Annotated in this window: 16 protein-coding genes and 1 tRNA gene; 8 read left to right on the forward strand and 9 right to left on the reverse strand. The window is 70.9% G+C overall.

Going from position 1 to position 16,518, the window contains the following annotated elements; translation table 11 throughout:
• Positions 1 to 200 precede the first annotated feature (200 nt).
• The gene (locus ACYVF7_RS58405; protein ID WP_460357276.1) at positions 201 to 701 is read left to right on the forward strand and encodes a hypothetical protein; all 501 of its coding nucleotides are present in this window, start codon (positions 201 to 203) and stop codon (positions 699 to 701) included.
• Positions 702 to 784: 83 nt separating this feature from the next.
• Positions 785 to 991 (forward strand): tyrosine-type recombinase/integrase, encoded by a 207-nt coding sequence (locus ACYVF7_RS58410; RefSeq protein ID WP_460357278.1) that lies wholly within the window; start codon positions 785 to 787, stop codon positions 989 to 991.
• A 70-nt stretch (positions 992 to 1,061) separates the two neighbouring features.
• On the opposite strand, the gene ACYVF7_RS58415 is transcribed toward ACYVF7_RS58410, so the two are convergent.
• Positions 1,062 to 1,134, reverse strand: a tRNA-Arg gene (locus ACYVF7_RS58415).
• 157 nt (positions 1,135 to 1,291) lie between these two features.
• Positions 1,292 to 1,543 (reverse strand): hypothetical protein, encoded by a 252-nt coding sequence (locus ACYVF7_RS58420; protein ID WP_460357281.1) that lies wholly within the window; start codon positions 1,541 to 1,543, stop codon positions 1,292 to 1,294.
• A 429-nt stretch (positions 1,544 to 1,972) separates the two neighbouring features.
• Here ACYVF7_RS58420 and ACYVF7_RS58425 point away from each other — a divergent pair, with 429 nt between their 5' ends.
• Positions 1,973 to 3,181 carry an RNA polymerase sigma factor gene (locus ACYVF7_RS58425; RefSeq protein ID WP_460357283.1) on the forward strand — a complete coding sequence of 403 codons (1,209 nt, stop codon included), beginning with the start codon at positions 1,973 to 1,975 and terminating at the stop codon, positions 3,179 to 3,181.
• 15 nt (positions 3,182 to 3,196) lie between these two features.
• Here ACYVF7_RS58425 and ACYVF7_RS58430 read toward each other — a convergent pair whose 3' ends face one another.
• Positions 3,197 to 3,889, reverse strand: a complete 693-nt coding sequence (locus tag ACYVF7_RS58430) for a hypothetical protein (RefSeq protein ID WP_460357284.1) — start codon at positions 3,887 to 3,889, stop codon at positions 3,197 to 3,199.
• 599 nt (positions 3,890 to 4,488) lie between these two features.
• Here ACYVF7_RS58430 and ACYVF7_RS58435 point away from each other — a divergent pair.
• From ACYVF7_RS58435 to ACYVF7_RS58445, 3 genes are read left to right on the forward strand one after another with little or no spacing between them, the layout of a single operon-like run.
• Positions 4,489 to 5,319, forward strand: a complete 831-nt coding sequence (locus ACYVF7_RS58435) for a cyanophycinase (protein WP_460357288.1) — start codon at positions 4,489 to 4,491, stop codon at positions 5,317 to 5,319.
• Between the two features lie 3 nt (positions 5,320 to 5,322).
• Positions 5,323 to 6,147, forward strand: a complete 825-nt coding sequence (locus ACYVF7_RS58440) for a cyanophycin synthetase family protein (protein ID WP_460357291.1) — start codon at positions 5,323 to 5,325, stop codon at positions 6,145 to 6,147.
• A 14-nt stretch (positions 6,148 to 6,161) separates the two neighbouring features.
• On the forward strand, positions 6,162 to 7,973 hold the full coding sequence (locus ACYVF7_RS58445) for a Mur ligase family protein (RefSeq protein ID WP_460357294.1): 1,812 nt from the start codon (positions 6,162 to 6,164) through the stop codon (positions 7,971 to 7,973).
• Between the two features lie 392 nt (positions 7,974 to 8,365).
• Here ACYVF7_RS58445 and ACYVF7_RS58450 read toward each other — a convergent pair whose 3' ends face one another.
• The 3 genes from ACYVF7_RS58450 to ACYVF7_RS58460 form a co-directional block, all read right to left on the reverse strand.
• Positions 8,366 to 9,049: a response regulator transcription factor gene (locus ACYVF7_RS58450; RefSeq protein WP_460357297.1), complete on the reverse strand. Its 684-nt coding sequence runs from the start codon at positions 9,047 to 9,049 to the stop codon at positions 8,366 to 8,368.
• A gap of 199 nt (positions 9,050 to 9,248) precedes the next feature.
• A complete protein-coding gene (locus ACYVF7_RS58455) occupies positions 9,249 to 10,523 on the reverse strand; it encodes a C40 family peptidase (protein WP_460357300.1) in 1,275 nt (424 codons plus the stop codon).
• 275 nt (positions 10,524 to 10,798) lie between these two features.
• Positions 10,799 to 11,623 carry a chaplin family protein gene (locus tag ACYVF7_RS58460; protein ID WP_460357303.1) on the reverse strand — a complete coding sequence of 275 codons (825 nt, stop codon included), beginning with the start codon at positions 11,621 to 11,623 and terminating at the stop codon, positions 10,799 to 10,801.
• Positions 11,624 to 12,039: 416 nt separating this feature from the next.
• On the opposite strand from ACYVF7_RS58460, the gene add reads away from it, so the two are divergent.
• Positions 12,040 to 13,038: an adenosine deaminase gene (gene add, locus ACYVF7_RS58465; RefSeq protein WP_460357306.1), complete on the forward strand. Its 999-nt coding sequence runs from the start codon at positions 12,040 to 12,042 to the stop codon at positions 13,036 to 13,038.
• 51 nt (positions 13,039 to 13,089) lie between these two features.
• Here the strand turns inward: add and ACYVF7_RS58470 are convergent, their stop codons facing one another.
• Complete coding sequence (locus ACYVF7_RS58470; protein WP_460357308.1) at positions 13,090 to 13,662, reverse strand: dihydrofolate reductase family protein; 573 nt, start codon at positions 13,660 to 13,662, stop codon at positions 13,090 to 13,092.
• A gap of 140 nt (positions 13,663 to 13,802) precedes the next feature.
• On the opposite strand from ACYVF7_RS58470, the gene ACYVF7_RS58475 reads away from it, so the two are divergent.
• A complete protein-coding gene (locus ACYVF7_RS58475) occupies positions 13,803 to 14,831 on the forward strand; it encodes a sigma-70 family RNA polymerase sigma factor (protein WP_460357311.1) in 1,029 nt (342 codons plus the stop codon).
• 195 nt (positions 14,832 to 15,026) lie between these two features.
• Here ACYVF7_RS58475 and ACYVF7_RS58480 read toward each other — a convergent pair whose 3' ends face one another.
• Positions 15,027 to 15,539 carry a mycothiol transferase gene (locus ACYVF7_RS58480; protein ID WP_460357314.1) on the reverse strand — a complete coding sequence of 171 codons (513 nt, stop codon included), beginning with the start codon at positions 15,537 to 15,539 and terminating at the stop codon, positions 15,027 to 15,029.
• 10 nt (positions 15,540 to 15,549) lie between these two features.
• Entirely contained in the window at positions 15,550 to 16,485 is a 936-nt protein-coding gene (locus tag ACYVF7_RS58485) for a methyltransferase domain-containing protein (RefSeq protein WP_460357317.1), read from the reverse strand.
• Positions 16,486 to 16,518 lie beyond the last annotated feature (33 nt).

A 16,518-nucleotide genomic window follows, 5' to 3' on the forward strand; every position in this document is an offset into this window, starting at 1 on the left:
CCTGGGCCTGCGCGCCTCACCTGACCATCGACGCATCGGGTCATCCTGCATATATCCCGTTAGCTGCGCGGTCCTCCTCGCTTGCTAGTGCATCGTTATGGCATGCGGACCTCAGCGGTACATGCGGGTCCTGGAACGTCCGGACCGGTCCTGCTCGGTGAGGACAGACTACGGCCGCTCGGAGGATGCATGATCAGAGGGTGAACACGCTCCAGTTCATCGACTCGATGACAAACCGGCTGGCCTGGCCACTCTCCGCAATCATCCTCGGCCTCATTTTTCGCCGGTCATTAACGCAACTTCTAGGCCGCGTGCGGAGACTCAAATGGAAGGAAGGAGAGGCCGAACTTGCCGAGCTAGCGGCTGCCACCGATGACGTCGAGCTAGCCGTCCAAGAAGCCGCAGCGCCCTTGCCCGAAGATGAAGAAGAGAGAGAGGCCGCTCAGCGGTCGCGAATAGAGCGGTTGATGAGCGACGCTGCATCCCTGGGGTTCCACCTTGCTCAACGACGCCCCTACGGTCCTGCGCCCCAGTTTCGGATCAACTGGGACGGCGACCATCCGGTGCTAGCAATCGAGCTCAAGCCCTACGACACTGCATCACCCAAAGAGTGGCCGGACCCTTGGGAACTCGTCGCAGCCGACGACCTCGGGAAGGCGCTACGGCTAAACCTTCCGTATCGACGAGACCGCAATCCCTAGAAGCCGAGCCGGCGTTAGCGAGCTCCTCGCTCCCGCAGCGGGAGCGCCGGTCCGGAGCGCTCGCGCGCGCGAACGGCGAGACGGTGAAGGCACTCCCGCCGGCCCGGCTGCACGATCTCCGGCACATCCACGCGACGATGCTCCTCCTCGCCGGGGTGGCCGTTCACGTGGTCGCCGCCCGCCTGGGTCATGCCGACCCGTCCATCACGCTCCGGGTCTACGCACACGTGATCAACGAACAGTTCGTGGAGGCGGCGGACATCTTCGCCAAGCAGATTACGGCGGCGTAGGAAGGTCGCTGTTAGCAAAGGCGTTAGCAAAAAGCCCCCTTGCTTGATCGCAAGGGGGCTTTGACCTGGGCGCAGCCGGAGGGATTCGAACCCCCAACCTTCTGATCCGTAGTCAGATGCTCTATCCGTTGAGCTACGGCTGCTGGCGTCCAAGAGTGTACGGGACTTGACCTCGGCGCGCGAATCGAATCCCCTCCGCCCGCCGAGGGTCGGGCAGGCCAGGGCGTTCGCGTCGGAGACGGCTGGCGCTCGATCCGGCGGTGTACACGCACGTCAGGGGTATCCCAGGCCGCGCGGTCCTCACTGACCGCAGCTGCCGCGGACCGGCTGCTGCGTTCCGGTGTTCACGTCGACGTCGGGGATGTAGCCGCCGTCGATCTTGTCCCAGACGCTCGCGCGGCTGCGGACGAAGGAGCGGCTGCCGGACGTTCGGCCGGGCAGCAGCGCGTTCGACGATCTGGTCGAGCCGGACGGGCTGAAGTGGGTCGCGTCGTACGCGGACGGCATCGCCCGGCGACGACGCGGATCGATCCGGTGGACGCGTCGAACCACCGACGACGCTCCTACGCGACGCGCACCGGGTGGGGCTGAAGGGGCACCCGTGGACGGTGCGGCCCGAGAACGACTTCCTGCCCACGGGTATCACCAGGGCAACCCGAGAACTTCAAGCGAACAGAGGGCGACGCGTCGCGGTTCCTGGACGCGTCACGGTTCCTGACGGACCTGTACCGGCTGGGCGTGGACGGGGTCTTCTCCGACGACTCGGCGCCGGCGGTGTCGACCCGGCATCGCGTGTTCGGCCGCTGATCGTCGCCTGGACGGTGATCGTCACAGGACGCCCCGTATCGGCCCCGGTACGGGGCGTTCGTGCCCAGTTTCTCCTAGCGGCTTTTGCGGTAATTCGGGTGATCTTGTGACCTATCCTTGACACTGGTGTAAATCAGGAGCGCTGCCGTTCGGTCCGATACGTGGAGCACGTGCATGGCAAGGTGGTCACGGTTCGCCCCCACCGCCGACAAGCGTCTCGTCAAGGCGTTGCAGGAGGGGGACGAGGAGACCCTGGCGACGCTGTACGACGTTTACGCCGAGCGGTTGTACGACTACTGTTCGGCGCTCCTCGACGATGACAAGGCCGCCGCGGACGTCGTGCACGACACCTTCATCGACGCGGCGCGCCGGGCTCCCCGCCTGCGCGAGCGCGAGCGGCTCCGCGCCTGGCTGTACGCCTCGGCGCGGCGGCGCTCCCTCCTCCGCAAGCGACCGGCCGCGATGGCGGACGACCAGGCCTTCGCCAAGCTCGATTTCTTCCACCGTGAAGTGCTCTTCCTCGTTCACCGCCACGACCTGACCGGCGAGGACCTGGCCGCGGCGCTCGGCGTCACGACGCGCCGGGCGCAGGAGCGACTGAGCCGCGCCACCCGGCAGTTCTCCGACGGGGAGGAGGTCGTGGACGCCGTGCCGGTGCCCGAGCCTCCTTCCGCGCTGCGGCATCGGGTGCTCCACGCGGGCACCGATCCGGAACTCGCCGGATATCGGACGGAGATCGCCGCGCGCGGCGGTGCCCTGACGCCCGAGGGGATGCCCAAGCAGCCCGACGCGCCGTCCCGGCTGGCGCGGCGGTGGGCGTTCGCGAGCGGCGGGTCGGTGGCGGCGGTGGCGACCGCGATCGTCGTGATGATGTTCATCGGCCCGGGCGTGCCGGTTCCGGACCTGCAGTGGCCCGGCCAGAGCAAGCCGCGGCCGAAGACGCCGAGCTCCCGGACGCATCGGTCCAAGATTCCCGTCGTCGCCACGCCGCGGACGTCACAGCCGAAGGGACCGGACCTGCCGGGACCGGAGCTGGTCCCGTCGCCCGGTCCGTCGAAGTCGCCGCCGAAGAAGTCGCCGAAGCCGCCCAAGGGCACGCTCGTGGTGAGCCCGGTGTCGATCCACCTGTATGCCATGAGCAAGATCGCCAACATCCAGCTCACCGCGAAGAGCGGCAAGGTCGTCTGGAACGCCTCCAACTCCGACCCGCAGATCGTCCTCTCCAATGTGACCGGCGAGATCGCGGCCGGTGAGCACGCCACCGTCCAGGTCATCCTGGACCGGAAGGGCATCACGCCCCCCGGTCAGACCGTGGTGACGGTGACCGACGGAGCGGGCCACTCCACGCCGGTCACCGTCTCCTGGGACCTGTCCCTGTTCTGAGCCGCGACGCGCCGGTCAGCCTCGGCCGCCGGGAAGAGCGACGAGTTTCGCGCCGTGCCCTCCTCCGCCGCCGCCTTCCGCGATCGCCCGGAGCACCGGCTGGGCGAGCTCCTCCTCGGCCGCGCGCCGCTGCACGAAGCCGTGGTAGAGGATGCCCTTGGCGTTGACCCGCACCGCCTGGAAGTCCTGCGGATCGAGGGAGCAGAACCCGGTCCGTACGACGTCCTGGTAGAGCGTCTGGGAGACGATCAGCGCGACGTCGCGGTGCTGCTGGTCGGCGAGCACACGGCGCAGCGGCTTGGCGTTGAGCAGGCGGCTGACGACGATGGGGGCGTCGCCGGCGCCGAACGGACCGGGCGTGAGGGTGCCGTGGTGCAGTGCGACGCGCAGTCGCAGCCGCCGGCCCCCGCTCCGCGCGCGGTTGAACTCGCCGAGGACGGTCTCGAGCTGGCGCGTGAAGTCGCCGACGACGAGGGAGACGTCGACGTCCTCAGGCAGCACCGCGAGCTCGCCGTCGCCGCTGACCTGCTCGTACCACAGGCTGCGGTCGAGGCCGACGTTCTGCGCGGCCAGGCTGAGGATGCTGCGGAGATCGGTCTGTGCCCGCAGCTGTCCCCGCGCGTCGCGCGTACTATATTTCTCGACGTCGACCGCCAGAAGAAGTCGGTAGATAAGGCGAACGTCGGCATAAACGTCCGTGTGCGGCATGGCCACCTCCAAAGCAAACTGGGCTTTGCGCCCCCATTCGCTCCACGTCGGAGAGAGTGTGCCTCTCAGAGGATGACCAGCGCGCCTCTTTTTCTTACCTGCCCGATGCCCTTCCGGTGAGCGGTGAATCCAGCGACTCTTAGACGCACGACGACCGGAAGGGGATCCTCGAGGTAAGAAAAAGCTTACCGAAGGGGCAGGCGACCTGTCGGATCACGACGGCGGCCGAATCAGTCCTTCCTGGTCAGGAGGCCGACGTCGCCAACGAAGCCCACCCGCCGATCTCGACCGGAGAGGCTCGTGGCAGTCAGAGCGATGAAGAGCGCTACACATTAGACCCAGTTTTACGGCGTTTAGGGCAATTCGCCGCGACCTTGCCGTCCGGTTCGGTGACCTTCATCGGCCTTACGTCCCTTACACGGGTCTTACACTCCGGCACATCGCCCTTACGCTCCAGGGCCGCTCCTCTCCTGGCGGCTCGCGGTGCCATTCCGCGTCGATGACGTCCGAGAGGGTCCCGGGGACCCCGTCCGGCGCCGCGCAGGACACGCCGAGCTCTGGTTCGACTACTTGAAGTGACATTAGGGTAACTAGCTGTCGTGACCGACATAAGGGAGGAGCGCCCCCGCGACGGCCGGCTCCTGGTCATCGGCGGCGCGGAGAACCGCACCTGCGGGACCGGGCCTCTCGAGGAGTTCGTCGCCCTCTCCGGCGCACGGGACTCGCGCATCGTGGTCGTGACCACGGCCACCGAGATGCCCGAGGAGGTGGCCGCCGAGTACACCCGGGTGTTCCGCCGGCTCGGCGTCTCCTCCGTCACCGAACTCCGGCTCCCGCACCGCGCCACCGCCGACAGCCAGACGGCGCTCGACGTGCTCCGGAAGGCCACCGGCGTCCTGTTCAGCGGCGGTGACCAGTCGCGCATCCGCGGCCTCGTGGGGTCGAAGGTCAACGCCCTGCTCCGGCGACGGCTCGGCAGCGACGGGCTCGTCATCGCGGGCACAAGCGCGGGCGCCACCGCGATGGGCCGCTGGATGATCCTCGGCGGTGACGGTCACGAGGTCTCCGCCTCGGCGGTACGGCTCGGCCCCGGCCTCGGCCTGCTCGACGACGTGCTCATCGACATGCACTTCGCCGAACGCGGCCGGCTGCCGCGGCTGCTCAGCGGCATCGCGCTCGACACCCGGCGGCTGGGCGTCGGCATCGACGAGGACACCGCGATCGTCGTCCGCAAGGGCCGGTTCGAAGTGATCGGCAGTGGCGTCGTGACCGTCGTGGACGCTGACCAGGCGACGGTCGGGTACGCGGACTGCGACGACGATCCGATCGTCCTCTTCCACGTACGCCTCCACCTCCTTCCGGCCGGCTGCTGGTTCGACATGGAACAGCGCAAACCGTGGTTCGGCCCCCTACCCGCAGAAGAGGAGTGAACCGTGCACCTCGAGCATCTGCGCTGGCTGAACGGTCCCAACGTGTACCTCACGCGACCGGTGGTGATCGCCCGTCTCGATTTAGGAGAACTGACCGAACGGGAGACCACCGACGTCCCCGGCTTCGCCGGGCGGCTCGAGTCGGTCCTGCCGGGCCTGGCCGACCACCACTGTTCCGCGGGCCGGCCGGGCGGGCTGCTGGCCGCGATGGCACGGGGAACGTACTTCGGGCACGTCACCGAGCACGTGACGCTCGAGCTGTCCGCGATGATCGGCCGCGACGTCTGCTTCGGCCGTACGGTCTGGGCCGGAGCCCCGGGATGCTACGACGTCATCCTCGAACGCCCCTGGGACGAGCCCGCCGAGGGCTCGCCCGTCGGCGGGCTCATCGAGCTCGCCATCCGGACGGTGACCGGCCTGGTGCACGAGGGCGAGGTGGGCGGCGCGTTCGACGCCGAGCTCGCCGCCCTCGCCGCCGCGTACGAGCGGACCCGCCTCGGCGTCAGCACCGCGGCGCTCGCCGCCACGGCCCGGCGTCGGGGCATCCCCGTACGCCGGGTCGGCGACCTCAACCTGCTCCATCTCGGGTACGGGCGGCACCGGCGTACGGTGTGGGCGGCGATGACCGACCGGACCTCCGCGATCGGCGTGGAGGCCGCCGGGGACAAGATGCTCACCAAACGGCTGCTGGAAGCGGCCGGACTGCCCGTGCCGGAGGGCCTCGTCGTGACGACCGCCGAAGAGGCGGTCGCGGCCTTCCACGAGATCGGCGCCCCGGTCGTCGTCAAGCCGCCGGCCACCACGGGGCCGGCGTCGCCATCGAGCTGACCGACCCCAGCGAGGTGGCCGCCGCGTTCCTCGCGGCCTCCGCCGACGAGGGCGCCGCGCTCGTCGAGGCGTACGTGCCCGGACGGGACCACCGGGTACTCGTCGTCGGAGATCGCGTGGTCGCCGCCGCCGAGCTCAGCCCGGCCCGGGTGACGGGCGACGGCACGTCCACGATCGCCGAACTGGTCGCCGCGGCCAACGCCGACCCGGCGCGCGGCGAGGGCCACGACCGTCCGCTCACCCGCCTCACACTCGGCCCCACGGAGCTGGGCCACCTGGCCCGGCAGGGCCTGCGACCGGACTCCGTGCCGGACGCCGGCCAGGGAGTGACGCTACGCCGCAACGCCAACCTGTCGACCGGGGGGACCAGCAGGGACGTCACCGACTCCGTCCACCCCGACGTCGTACGGCTCTGCCGCCGCGTCGCGGCGACGGTCGGCCTCGACATCTGCGGCATCGACCTGCGCCTGCCGGACATCACCGCACCGCTGCCCGCCGACGCCGGCGCGTCCGGCGTCATCGAGGTGAACGCCTCACCCGGCCTGCGCATGCACCTCGCGCCGTACGAGGGGCGGCCCCGCGACGTCGCCGCCGAGATCATCGACCGGCTCTATCCGCCTGGCACGTCCGGGCGCGTGCCGATCGTGTCCGTCACCGGCACCAACGGCAAGACAACGACCGTACGCATGATCGCCCACATCCTGGCGCAGGACGGCCGGCGCGTCGGCATGACCACCACGGAGGGCGTGTACGTCGGCGGGGAGCTTGTTCATAAAGCCGACGCGTCGGGTCCCCGCTCCGCCGCGATGGTGCTCGGGGACCGCACCGTCGACGCGGCGGTGCTGGAGACCGCGCGCGGCGGCATCGTCCGGCGCGGGCTGGGCTACGACCGCGCCGACGTCGCCGTCCTCACCAACATCACCGACGACCACCTCGGCGTCGACGACATCACCACGGTCGACGACCTGGTCGAGATCAAGGCCCTGGTCGCCGAGGAGATCCGCCGAGGCGGGCACCTCGTGCTGAACGCCGACGACCCGCGGACCGCCGCGCTCGCCGAGCGTCCGCGCGTCCAGGACCGCGAACCGGCCGTCCGCTACTTCGGAATCTCGGCGACCACACCGTGCCTCGCCCGCCACCTCGGCGACGGCGGCGTCGCCTACTTCGTCGAAGACGGGATGCTGGCGGAGGGCCAGGGGACGCGCCGGTACGCGCTGCTGCCGGTCGCCGACGTGGCCGGGGCGTTCGGAGGAAGGGCAGGGCACGTGATCAGCGACGCGCTGGCGGCCGCGGCCGCCGCACGCGCGCTGGGCGTACCGGCCGATCTGGTGGCACGAGGACTACGGTCGTTCGACCCGCACGAGCTGAACCCCGGACGCGGCTGCGCCTTCCTGATCGACGATCGCCCGATCGTGGTCGACTACGCGCACAATCCGGCGGCCGTCGCCGCCGCGGGCGAACTCCTGCGGCAGGTCTGGGGACGGGACGGCGTGGCCGCCGTGACCCTGCCCGGAGACCGCTGCGACGAACTCGTCATCGACACCGCCCGCGCGGTCGCCCGGTCGTTCGGCCGCGTCGTCGTGTACGAGGACGAGGATCTGCGCGGCCGCCGGCCCGGCGAAATGTCCCGGCTGATCGTACGAGGACTGGTCGACGCCCGCCCGGACGTCCGCTGCCACCCGGCAGGGGATCTCAAGGACGCCGTCGGCATCGCCCTCGGCGTCGCCACGCCCGGCGAGCCGATCCTGCTGCTGTACGAGAAGCTCCAGCCGGTGATGGACCTGCTGCACACACTCGGCGCGGTCCGCGTGCCCGGCACGGGTTGACGGCCGGCGGACGGCCAGGCCGGACGCGGGTGGACCGTCGGCGTACGGCCGGACCGGGCACAGGTTGACCGCCGCCAGACGGCCAGGCCGGATGCGAGTCAACCGCCGACAGACGGCCGCGCCGGGCACGGGTCAACCGCCGACAGACGGCCGGACCGGACACAGGCTGACCGCTGGCGGACGGCCAGGCCGGACGCGGATCGACCGTCGGCGGACAGCCGCGCCGGGCACGGGTCAACCGCCGACAGACGGCCGCGCCAGGCCGGGGTCAACCGCCGACAGACGGCCCGGCCGGACGCGAGTCAATTGCCGACAGGCAGCCGGACCGCGCACAAGCCGGCCGCCGACAGACGATCGACGACCGCGCGCTGCGGCCAGCCGCCCGTCGGCGGTCAGAGCCACGCGTGTTCGCTGGCGATCCGGATCGCGTCGATCCGGTTGCGGGCCGCCGTCCGGGAGATGGCACTCGACAGGTGGTTCCGGACCGTCTTGACCGACAGCGACAGCACATCGGCTATCTCCGCGGTCGTGGCACCGTTCGCCGCGATCCGCAGGACCTCCAGTTCGCGGGGTGTCAGTGGGTTCTCCCCGACGGCGCGGGCGGTTTGGGCCAGCTCGGGATCGATCACCCGTCGGCCCGTCGCGACGTGGCGGACGCAGCGCGTCACCAGTTCCGCCGGCGCCCGCCTGCTGATCAAGCCGAGCGGGTCGGCGGCCAGCGCCCGGCGTACACCGCCGGGATCGGTTTGGTCGGCCAGCATCACGACGGCGCATCCGGACGCCATGCCGTGGAACCGGGTCGTCGCGTCCGTACCAGGCAGATCCACGTCGATGACGGCCACTGTGGGCCGTAGTTCCGTCACGGCCGCCGCGAGAGCGTCCATGTCCCTCGGGTCGGCGACGACTTGGATGTCAGGCTCGTCGTCGAGGCAGGCGGACAGCCCTAACCGGAGGATGTGCACGTGTTCGGCGACGAGCGTCCGGATGACCTGCGGGTGCGGGTCCTTCCGCTGCGCGCCCCACCACGCATGCCGAGAACCCGGCCGGCGCTCCGGACCGCGATCGTGTCTGTTCATGTATTCGCCCCTGATGGCAGCCGTGACCGCACTTTGCCCACTACATCGCAAATAAACCTTGTCTGGCGGGATGTCGCTGATAGGGCAACGTCACAACGCCCTGCCGCCTCCGGTAGGACCCTGTGGCGGCTCGTCGGACACGTTCGCCGGAGTGCCGGCCACGTCGGTCGCCGGCTTGTCCGTACGGTGGATGGCCGCCTCACCCCTGCCCCAGGGTCCCGGGCCCGCCCATCGGCCAGGCGGAAGCGGGGGCCATACCAGTCGCCTCTCCGGCGGCCGGTTCGGGCAAGCCCCCGGAGGACGGCGCCGGGGCAGCCGCCGGCCCCGCGGGAGCGGGCACCATAGGCGCGGACCCTGCAGGAGCCGACGCCGCAAGAGCCGACCCCGCAGGGGCGGACCACGCAGGCATCGACCCTGCAGGCGCGGACCCCACAGGGGTAGACGCTGCAGGGGCGGACACTGCAGGAGCCGACGCCGCCAGCGCGGACGCCGCAGAGGCCGGCTTCGCAGGGGCGGGCTTCGCAGAGGCCGACCCGGCACGAGTGGACCTCGTGGGCGCGGGTGCCACAGGCGCCGACCCCGCCGGCGCGAACGCCGCAGGCGCCGACCCCCCAGGAGCGGACCCCGCAGGCGACGCCGCAGGGGCCGACGCCGCAGGGGCGGACGCCGCAGGGGCGGACGCCGGTGCGGTGGGTGCGGCGCTCGGGTGTGGCGCTGGGACGGGTGTCGGCTCCGAAACCGACCGGGCGGGACGGCGCGGGATGGACACCGACCCGGGTGCGGCCCTGGTCGGGACGGACGCCGATCCGCTGATCCGTCTCCGTGGCCGAGCGGCGAGCGACCGGACCCAGCGAGGCCAGGCGCGATAGGTGGGAGCGCCCGGCCGGGCGGCGCCGGCGAACGCCCGGCGTCGCCACCCCGTCAGGGAACCGCGCTGGACGACGGTCCCGGTGTGCGGGGCGTGGACGAAGCGGCCGTGGCCGACGTAGATGCCGACGTGGCGGGCGCCGGAGAAGAAGACGAGGTCGCCCGGGCGCAGACGGTTGATGGGCACCTTGCGCCTGATCGTGTGGTACTGGATGTCGGCCCGGTGCGGCAGGGGCACCCCGCCTCTCCGCCACGCGGCCATGGCCAGGCCCGAGCAGTCGTACGATCGCGGCCCGGCCCCGCCCCATCGGTAGGGCTTGCCCATCTGCCGGTAGGCGAAGTGCACGGCCCGTCGGGCGGCGGCCCGCTGGGCGGCGACCCGTGTCAGGTAGCGCTCATAGGCGTGCAGGATCCGCAGTTGCCGTTGGGACGGTCGGGCGGCGGCCATCACCGCGGATCCGCGGTCCGTACGGGCCGACGCCTCGCCGGGCGCGCAGAAGGCGAGCAGCACGCTCACCCCGATGACCGGATATCGCAGTAACCCGGGACGCGCCGAGCCTACGTACGGCTTTACGACCGAAGCATATTCGTGACCAGGAGACCTCATCCACCATCCTCCAAATGGCAAGCGAGCTACTCAGCAGCAGCACATACCCCGGAAGATGTGAGACGTACCATCACCATTTTCGGCGCATTGCTCGCCATTCCGGATATCGAGTGGCCCACAGAAAGGAAAGGTCAGTCCCGGTATTCGAATATGCCAGATGCAAGTAAACACGGGCGCCGATCCGCTCGGCGATTCGAGCGATCGAGGACAGAATACCCGCCCGGAAAAATGAAAACCGCCCGGCCGGAGGACCGGCCGGGCGGAAATACTTCAGGTCAGGAGGCGTTCCGGCTGAAGGACGCGTCCCCGTCGCAGGCCGAGGCCGCGATGCCGTGGATGGCCCCCGAGTTGCCGCAGACCACGATGGGCGCGGTGACCGGGATCATGGCCTGGTTGTTGCTGAGGATCTGGTCGCGGGCCATGTCGGTGCTCTGCGCCGAGTGCTGGGCGCAGGTGTCCTGGCAGGCGGCCGACGCTCCGGCCGGCTGCTGGCACGCCTGCGAGCAGACCGGCGCCGCCGGCTTCTCGGGGGCCGCGGGAGCGCAGGCCTGCGGGCAGGCCGGCGCGGCCGGGGCCTCGGCCGCGGGAGCGCACGCGGCGTTGCAGGTAGAGGGTGCCTGCGCGCACGAGGCGTTGCAGGCGGAAGGTGCCTGCGCGCAGGAGGCGTTGCAGGCGGAGGACGCCTGCCCGGACGCGGTGCCGCTCGTGATGGACGAGTGGCCCTTGCAGGTGGCGGTGCCGACGCCCCCGGCGGAGATCGCGTTGCCGCAGATGATGATCGGCGCGGTCACCGGCGCGGTGACCTGGTTGTCGCTACCGATGGACGACCCTCCGAGCGACGTGGCCGTGATGCTGCTGCTGCGGTGGTGGTAGCTGTAGCGCAGGCGCTGCGTGCTCCCGGTCGAGGCGTTCGAGTGCGGGCTGAGCACGTTGATCGCGCTGCCCGCCAGCAGGTTGGGAATGGACACCGGGATCTGCGTGCCGCCGGCGATGCTGTGGTCGCCGCTCGTCGTGTCGGCGTTGGCGATGCCGGTGCCGGCCGCCGCGAACGCGGCTCCGATGAGGACGGCGCGGGCGGCGCGAACAGTCCATTTACGCATGGTTCCCCCAAGGGTGTTTGTTTTCTTCGGTGCTGATGCGGGGTGATTTCTCCGTCATCCTGCTGCGAATGACTTTTCGCCGAGCAGCGTGCGCGGCGGGATCGCACGATCACGTCTTTGTTCTGACCGGTCGAAAGGCTAACACCGCAGTTCCGGGCCGCCAGTGCACGGCGGACGGCCACGTAAAAGGGTCACCCGCTCGGCCAAGCGCTTTTCCATGACGAGACCGGGAGGGGTTCAGTCGCAGGCCGGAAACGCCAACGGACGGCAATGACCAAGACCCCTATCGCGCACGAATCCTTGGTGTCGCCGTGACCCACGGGGCCGGGCGCCCACCCGCCGCACCGTTCCGGTGGCGGTCGAATGCCGCGATATATGAGGTGACGTGCCGCGACGTTCGTTTCTAGGATCGCGGCATGCGCGACCTGACCGGCCTGCCAAAGGCCCACCTGCACGTCCACCTGGAGAGCACCGTCCGGTGGGCGACGCTCCGGGAGATCGGGGCGGCCAATGGCGTCCCGGTCCCGGCGCGACGCGGCGACGGCCCGGTCGCGTTCGACGACTTCCGCGAGTTCGCCGAGCTCGGCACGATGGTCCGCGACTGCCTGCGCCGTCCGGAGGACTTCCGGCGGATCGCGGTGGAGTTCTGCGCGGACGAGGCGGCGCAGGGGACCCGCTACGCCGAGGTCACGTTCACGGCGGCCGCGCACGGTGAGCGTCTCGGCCGGCCCGAGATGCCGCTGGAGGCCGTCCTCGACGGGCTCGCCGAGGGACAGGCCGCGTACGACATCGAGTGCCGGGTGATCCTGGACCACTCGCGGCGGCGTTCGGTGGACCGCGCCCGGCACACCGTCGAGCTGGCGGCCCGCCACGCCGCGGACGGGGTCGTCGGCATCGGCATGGCCGGCGACGAGTCCCACCCCCTCGCGCCCTTCGCCGAGGTCGTCAGGGAGGCTCGGGACGCCGGGCTGCGCCTGGTGCACCACGCCGGCGAGATGTGCGGACCGGCGAGCATCCGCGAGGCGATGACCGTCGGCCAGGCCGACCGGCTCGGCCACGGCATCCGTGTCCTGGACGACCCGGACCTCGTCGCCGAGGTACGGGACCGGGGACTGGCGCTCGAGGTCTGCCCGTCCTCGAACGTCGCACTCGGTCTGGTGCCCTCGTTCGCCGCCCACCCACTGCCCCGGATGCGCGACGCCGGACTGACGGTCACCGTCAACACCGACATCCCGGTCGTCATCGGCACGACCCTCACGGACGAGTACGCCCGCATCCGTGACGCCTTCGGGTACGACGACGGCGCGCTGGCCGCGTTGTCGCGTGCGGGCGTCGACGCCTCGTTCGCTCCGGAGGCGACCAAGGCCCGGCTGCACCGGGAGATCGACGCCTGGCTGTCCGCACCCGCCTCCTGAACGACGCGCGGGGCCGCGCCCGGAGGGCCTTCCTCCGGGCGCGGCGGATACCTAGGCGGGCCGGTAGGTGAGCAGGACGAGTCCGTCACCGACGGCGCGGGTGCCGACGAGGCGCATGGGCTTCTTGTCGCTGGTCTCGCCGAAGAGGCGCACGCCGCTCCCGACGACGAACGGGTGGGTGATCAGCCGCAGCTCGTCGACGAGGTCGTGCTCCATCAGCGTGGGCACGAGCCGGCCGCTGGCGTAGACGACGATCTCCCCGTCCACCTTTTTCCTGAGCTTCGAGACCTCGTTCACGACGTCGCCCCTCAGGACCGTCGAGTTGATCCAAGCGGGATCCTCGAGGGTCGAGGACACGACGTACTTCGGCAGGCTTCTCAGCCTGTCCGCCCACGCGCCACTCCGCGATTCCCACCCACGCTCGACGAAGAACTCGTAGGTCCGACGCCCCATCAGCAGCGCCTCGGCGCCCAGCGCCTCCTCGAATTCGACCTTGGCCCACGCTTCGGCGTCCTCCGCCGTGGCCGGGTCGAACCAGCCGCCGAACCTGAACCCCTCATCGCCGGTCGGGTCCTGGATGACTCCGTCGAGCGAGATGTTCTCGCTGATCACAATCTTTCCCATGCCGGTTCTCCTTCGCTGGCGTTGCGGGCTACCACCGATCCAGACGTCGTGACGCCGGGAAAGGGGGCGCTCGGCGACCGCCCCTTTCGCCCCTCGGCCGGCGTCCGTACAAAGGTGGAAGCACGAGAGAGGTGGCGAGAGTGGAGTTCGTGAGAGCCGACCTGATCAGCAGGGCGCGGGCCGGTGACGGCGAGGCGTTCCGGGCGCTGACCGAGCCGCACCGCCGCGAGCTGCAGGTGCACTGCTACCGGATGCTCGGATCGTTCCAGGACGCAGAGGACGCTCTCCAGGACGTCTTGTTGTCCGCCTGGCGGGGGCTCGGAGGGTTCGACGGTCGGGCCTCGATCCGCACCTGGCTCTACCGGATCGCCACCAACAGGTGCCTCAGCGCCCTTCGAGCGGCCAGCCGGCGCCCGGCCAAGGAGTGGGACATCCCCGGGGTCGAACCGCCCGAGCCGACGCGGCTCGGCGAAGTCGCCTGGCTCGAGCCGTACCCCGACGCGCTTTTCGAAGGCGCGATCAATCTGCCTCTCGGCCCGGAGGCCCGCTACGAGCAGACCGAATCCATCTCGCTGGCCTTCGTGACCGCGCTTCAGGTCCTCCCGCCCCGCCAGATCGCCGTCCTCATCCTGCGTGACGTCCTCGGATTCCACGCGAACGAGGTGGCCGACATGCTGGACACGATCGTCGAGTCGGTCAAGAGTGCCCTCAAGCGGGCGCGAGCCGGCCTGGAGCGCCGACGGTCGACGGCCGCCGACCGCGAACCGCCTCCCGCCTCCGACTCGCCCGCCGAGGATGCGATCGTGGCGAAGTTCGTCAGCGCGTACGAGTCCGCCGACGTCGACGCGCTCGTGGCCCTCCTGACCGACGACGCCTTCGTGTCCATGCCACCGCTGCCCCTCGAGTACGAGGGCCGAGACGTCGTGGCCCGCTTCTGCGCCCTCCTCTTTCGCGCGGGCCGGAGGTTCGACCTCGTGCCGACGCGAGCCAACGGTCAGCCGGCGTTCGGCGCCTACCTACGCGCCCCGACCGGCATCAGCCACGGGACCGGCCTGTTCGTCCTCACCCTCGCCGGCGACCGGATCTGCGCCATGACCCGCTTCGAGAACAGCGTGCTCCCATCGTTCGGGCTACCCCGATCACTCCCTCGCCTCCGGAAGCAGGGATAGGACTTCCCGCCACCGCAGGCCACCGGCTCCGGCGCTCCCGGTTGAGGCCGCCACTAGCGACTCCGCAGGACGACGCCGCCGGTCAGCTGCTCCGCAAGACGACGCCGTAGACCAGGGCCCCTGGCCGGCTGCTCCGCAAACCGCGGGCCAAGGCCGCTGGTCGGCTACTCCGCGAGCCGCGGAGGAGGGCGATGGTCAGCGGCTCCGCAGCAGGGCGCCGCGGACGAAGGCCGCCTGCCCGGCGTGCTGCAGATCGTCGGCGATGACGCTGACCAGCCGTACGCCCAGGGTGACCGGCGGGTCCCAGGAGCGGTCGACGATCCGGGTCAGGTCGTCGTCGGTCAGGGAGCCGACGTACGCGACGGTCTGCTGGTACACGGCGTCGTGGTAGCCCGTCAGCAGCTCCCCCGACTCGACGCGGACCGCCGCCACCTGGTCGGGCGCGTGGCCGTATCCCGTGTCCGACACGTCGAAGGGCAGGCCGAACCGCTCGGCCCAGCCCCGGGACGTCCACACCTGGGCCGTGCCGACGGCGCCCGCCAGGTGGTCGTCCTGGACGCGGGTGAGGTGCCACGTCAGCCAGGCGATGGAGTTCGCGTCGGGGTCGACGCGGAAGGCCAGTTCTTCGGGGCTGAGACCGTCGACGGCCCGATGCACGGCGTCCCGGATCCGGCCGAACGCGTCGGTGAGCAGGTTCGCAGTCGTCACCGGGACGACCCTACCCGGGATGATCCGAAGTCACCGGCCCGGGACTCGGGCCGTCCGGGCGGCGGCCCCAGGCGGAGATCATCGGCGCGGTGGCGAGATCGACATGACCGGCGGCGATGGCGGCGAGATGCTCATCGATCTCCGCCGCGGTGGCGTGGCCGTGGGCGATGAGCGGGTCGCGGAGCTGCCTGACGGTCGCGGCCTCGAGCACTCCGCACGCGGGCGAGGTCATCGGGAAGTACGCGTCGGCCCGTACATCCTCCAGACCCGCCGTACGGAGCAGCCGGGGCAGCGTACGCCCGTAGCCGAGGTCGGCACCGCGTGCGGCCAGCAGTTCGCGGAAACCTCTCCGGATCCGGTTGGCCAGTCGCTGAGGGGCGTCGTGCTCGTCGGGGCAGGCGAGCGGTTGCAGCGCGGGGTCGGCATCCTCGATGAGGAGCACGCCGCCGGGCCGCAGGCTGCGGACCATCGAGCGCAGTGCCCTGTCGCGGTCGGGGAGGTGGACGAGGACCAGCCGGGCATGGACCAGGTCGAAGGTCTCCGCGGGCGGCTCGTCGCGGGCGACATCGTGCGAGCGAATCTCCACGGCAGGGCCCCGGCCAACCCACCCCGACCGACCCTCCGGCCCTTCCCGACCAACCGACCCCGACCGACCTCCCGGCCTTTCCCGACCAACCCACCCCGGCCGACCTCCCGGCGCGTCCAGCAGCCACGAGACGTCGATGTCGGTCGCCAGGACCCGGCCGCGCTCGCCGACGCGGCGGGCCAGCTCGCGGGGCACCGACGGCGCGCCCGCCCCCACCTCCCAGCAGCTCCAGCCCGGGGCGACGCCGATGTCGTCGAAGTGGCGGAACGTCCACGGGTCGAACAGCTCCGTCAGCGCGTCGAACCGGACCCCGGCCTCGGCTCGGCGGTTGTCCCACAGGTACCCGTCCTCCTGGTCCATGGGTCGATGATGCCGCTCGATCTCCGCTCCCGA

The organism is Actinoallomurus acanthiterrae, assembly GCF_054775715.1.

Coding starts and splice junctions, on each gene's coding strand:
- ACYVF7_RS58425 (WP_460357283.1), top strand. CDS start 1,973: ATGGCAAGGTGGTCACGGTTCGCCCCCACCGCCGACAAGCGTCTCGTC.
- ACYVF7_RS58430 (WP_460357284.1), bottom strand. CDS start 3,889: ATGCCGCACACGGACGTTTATGCCGACGTTCGCCTTATCTACCGACTT.
- ACYVF7_RS58485 (WP_460357317.1), bottom strand. CDS start 16,485: ATGGACCAGGAGGACGGGTACCTGTGGGACAACCGCCGAGCCGAGGCC.
- ACYVF7_RS58470 (WP_460357308.1), bottom strand. CDS start 13,662: ATGGGAAAGATTGTGATCAGCGAGAACATCTCGCTCGACGGAGTCATC.
- add (WP_460357306.1), top strand. CDS start 12,040: ATGCGCGACCTGACCGGCCTGCCAAAGGCCCACCTGCACGTCCACCTG.
- ACYVF7_RS58450 (WP_460357297.1), bottom strand. CDS start 9,049: ATGAACAGACACGATCGCGGTCCGGAGCGCCGGCCGGGTTCTCGGCAT.
- ACYVF7_RS58455 (WP_460357300.1), bottom strand. CDS start 10,523: ATGAGGTCTCCTGGTCACGAATATGCTTCGGTCGTAAAGCCGTACGTA.
- ACYVF7_RS58460 (WP_460357303.1), bottom strand. CDS start 11,623: ATGCGTAAATGGACTGTTCGCGCCGCCCGCGCCGTCCTCATCGGAGCC.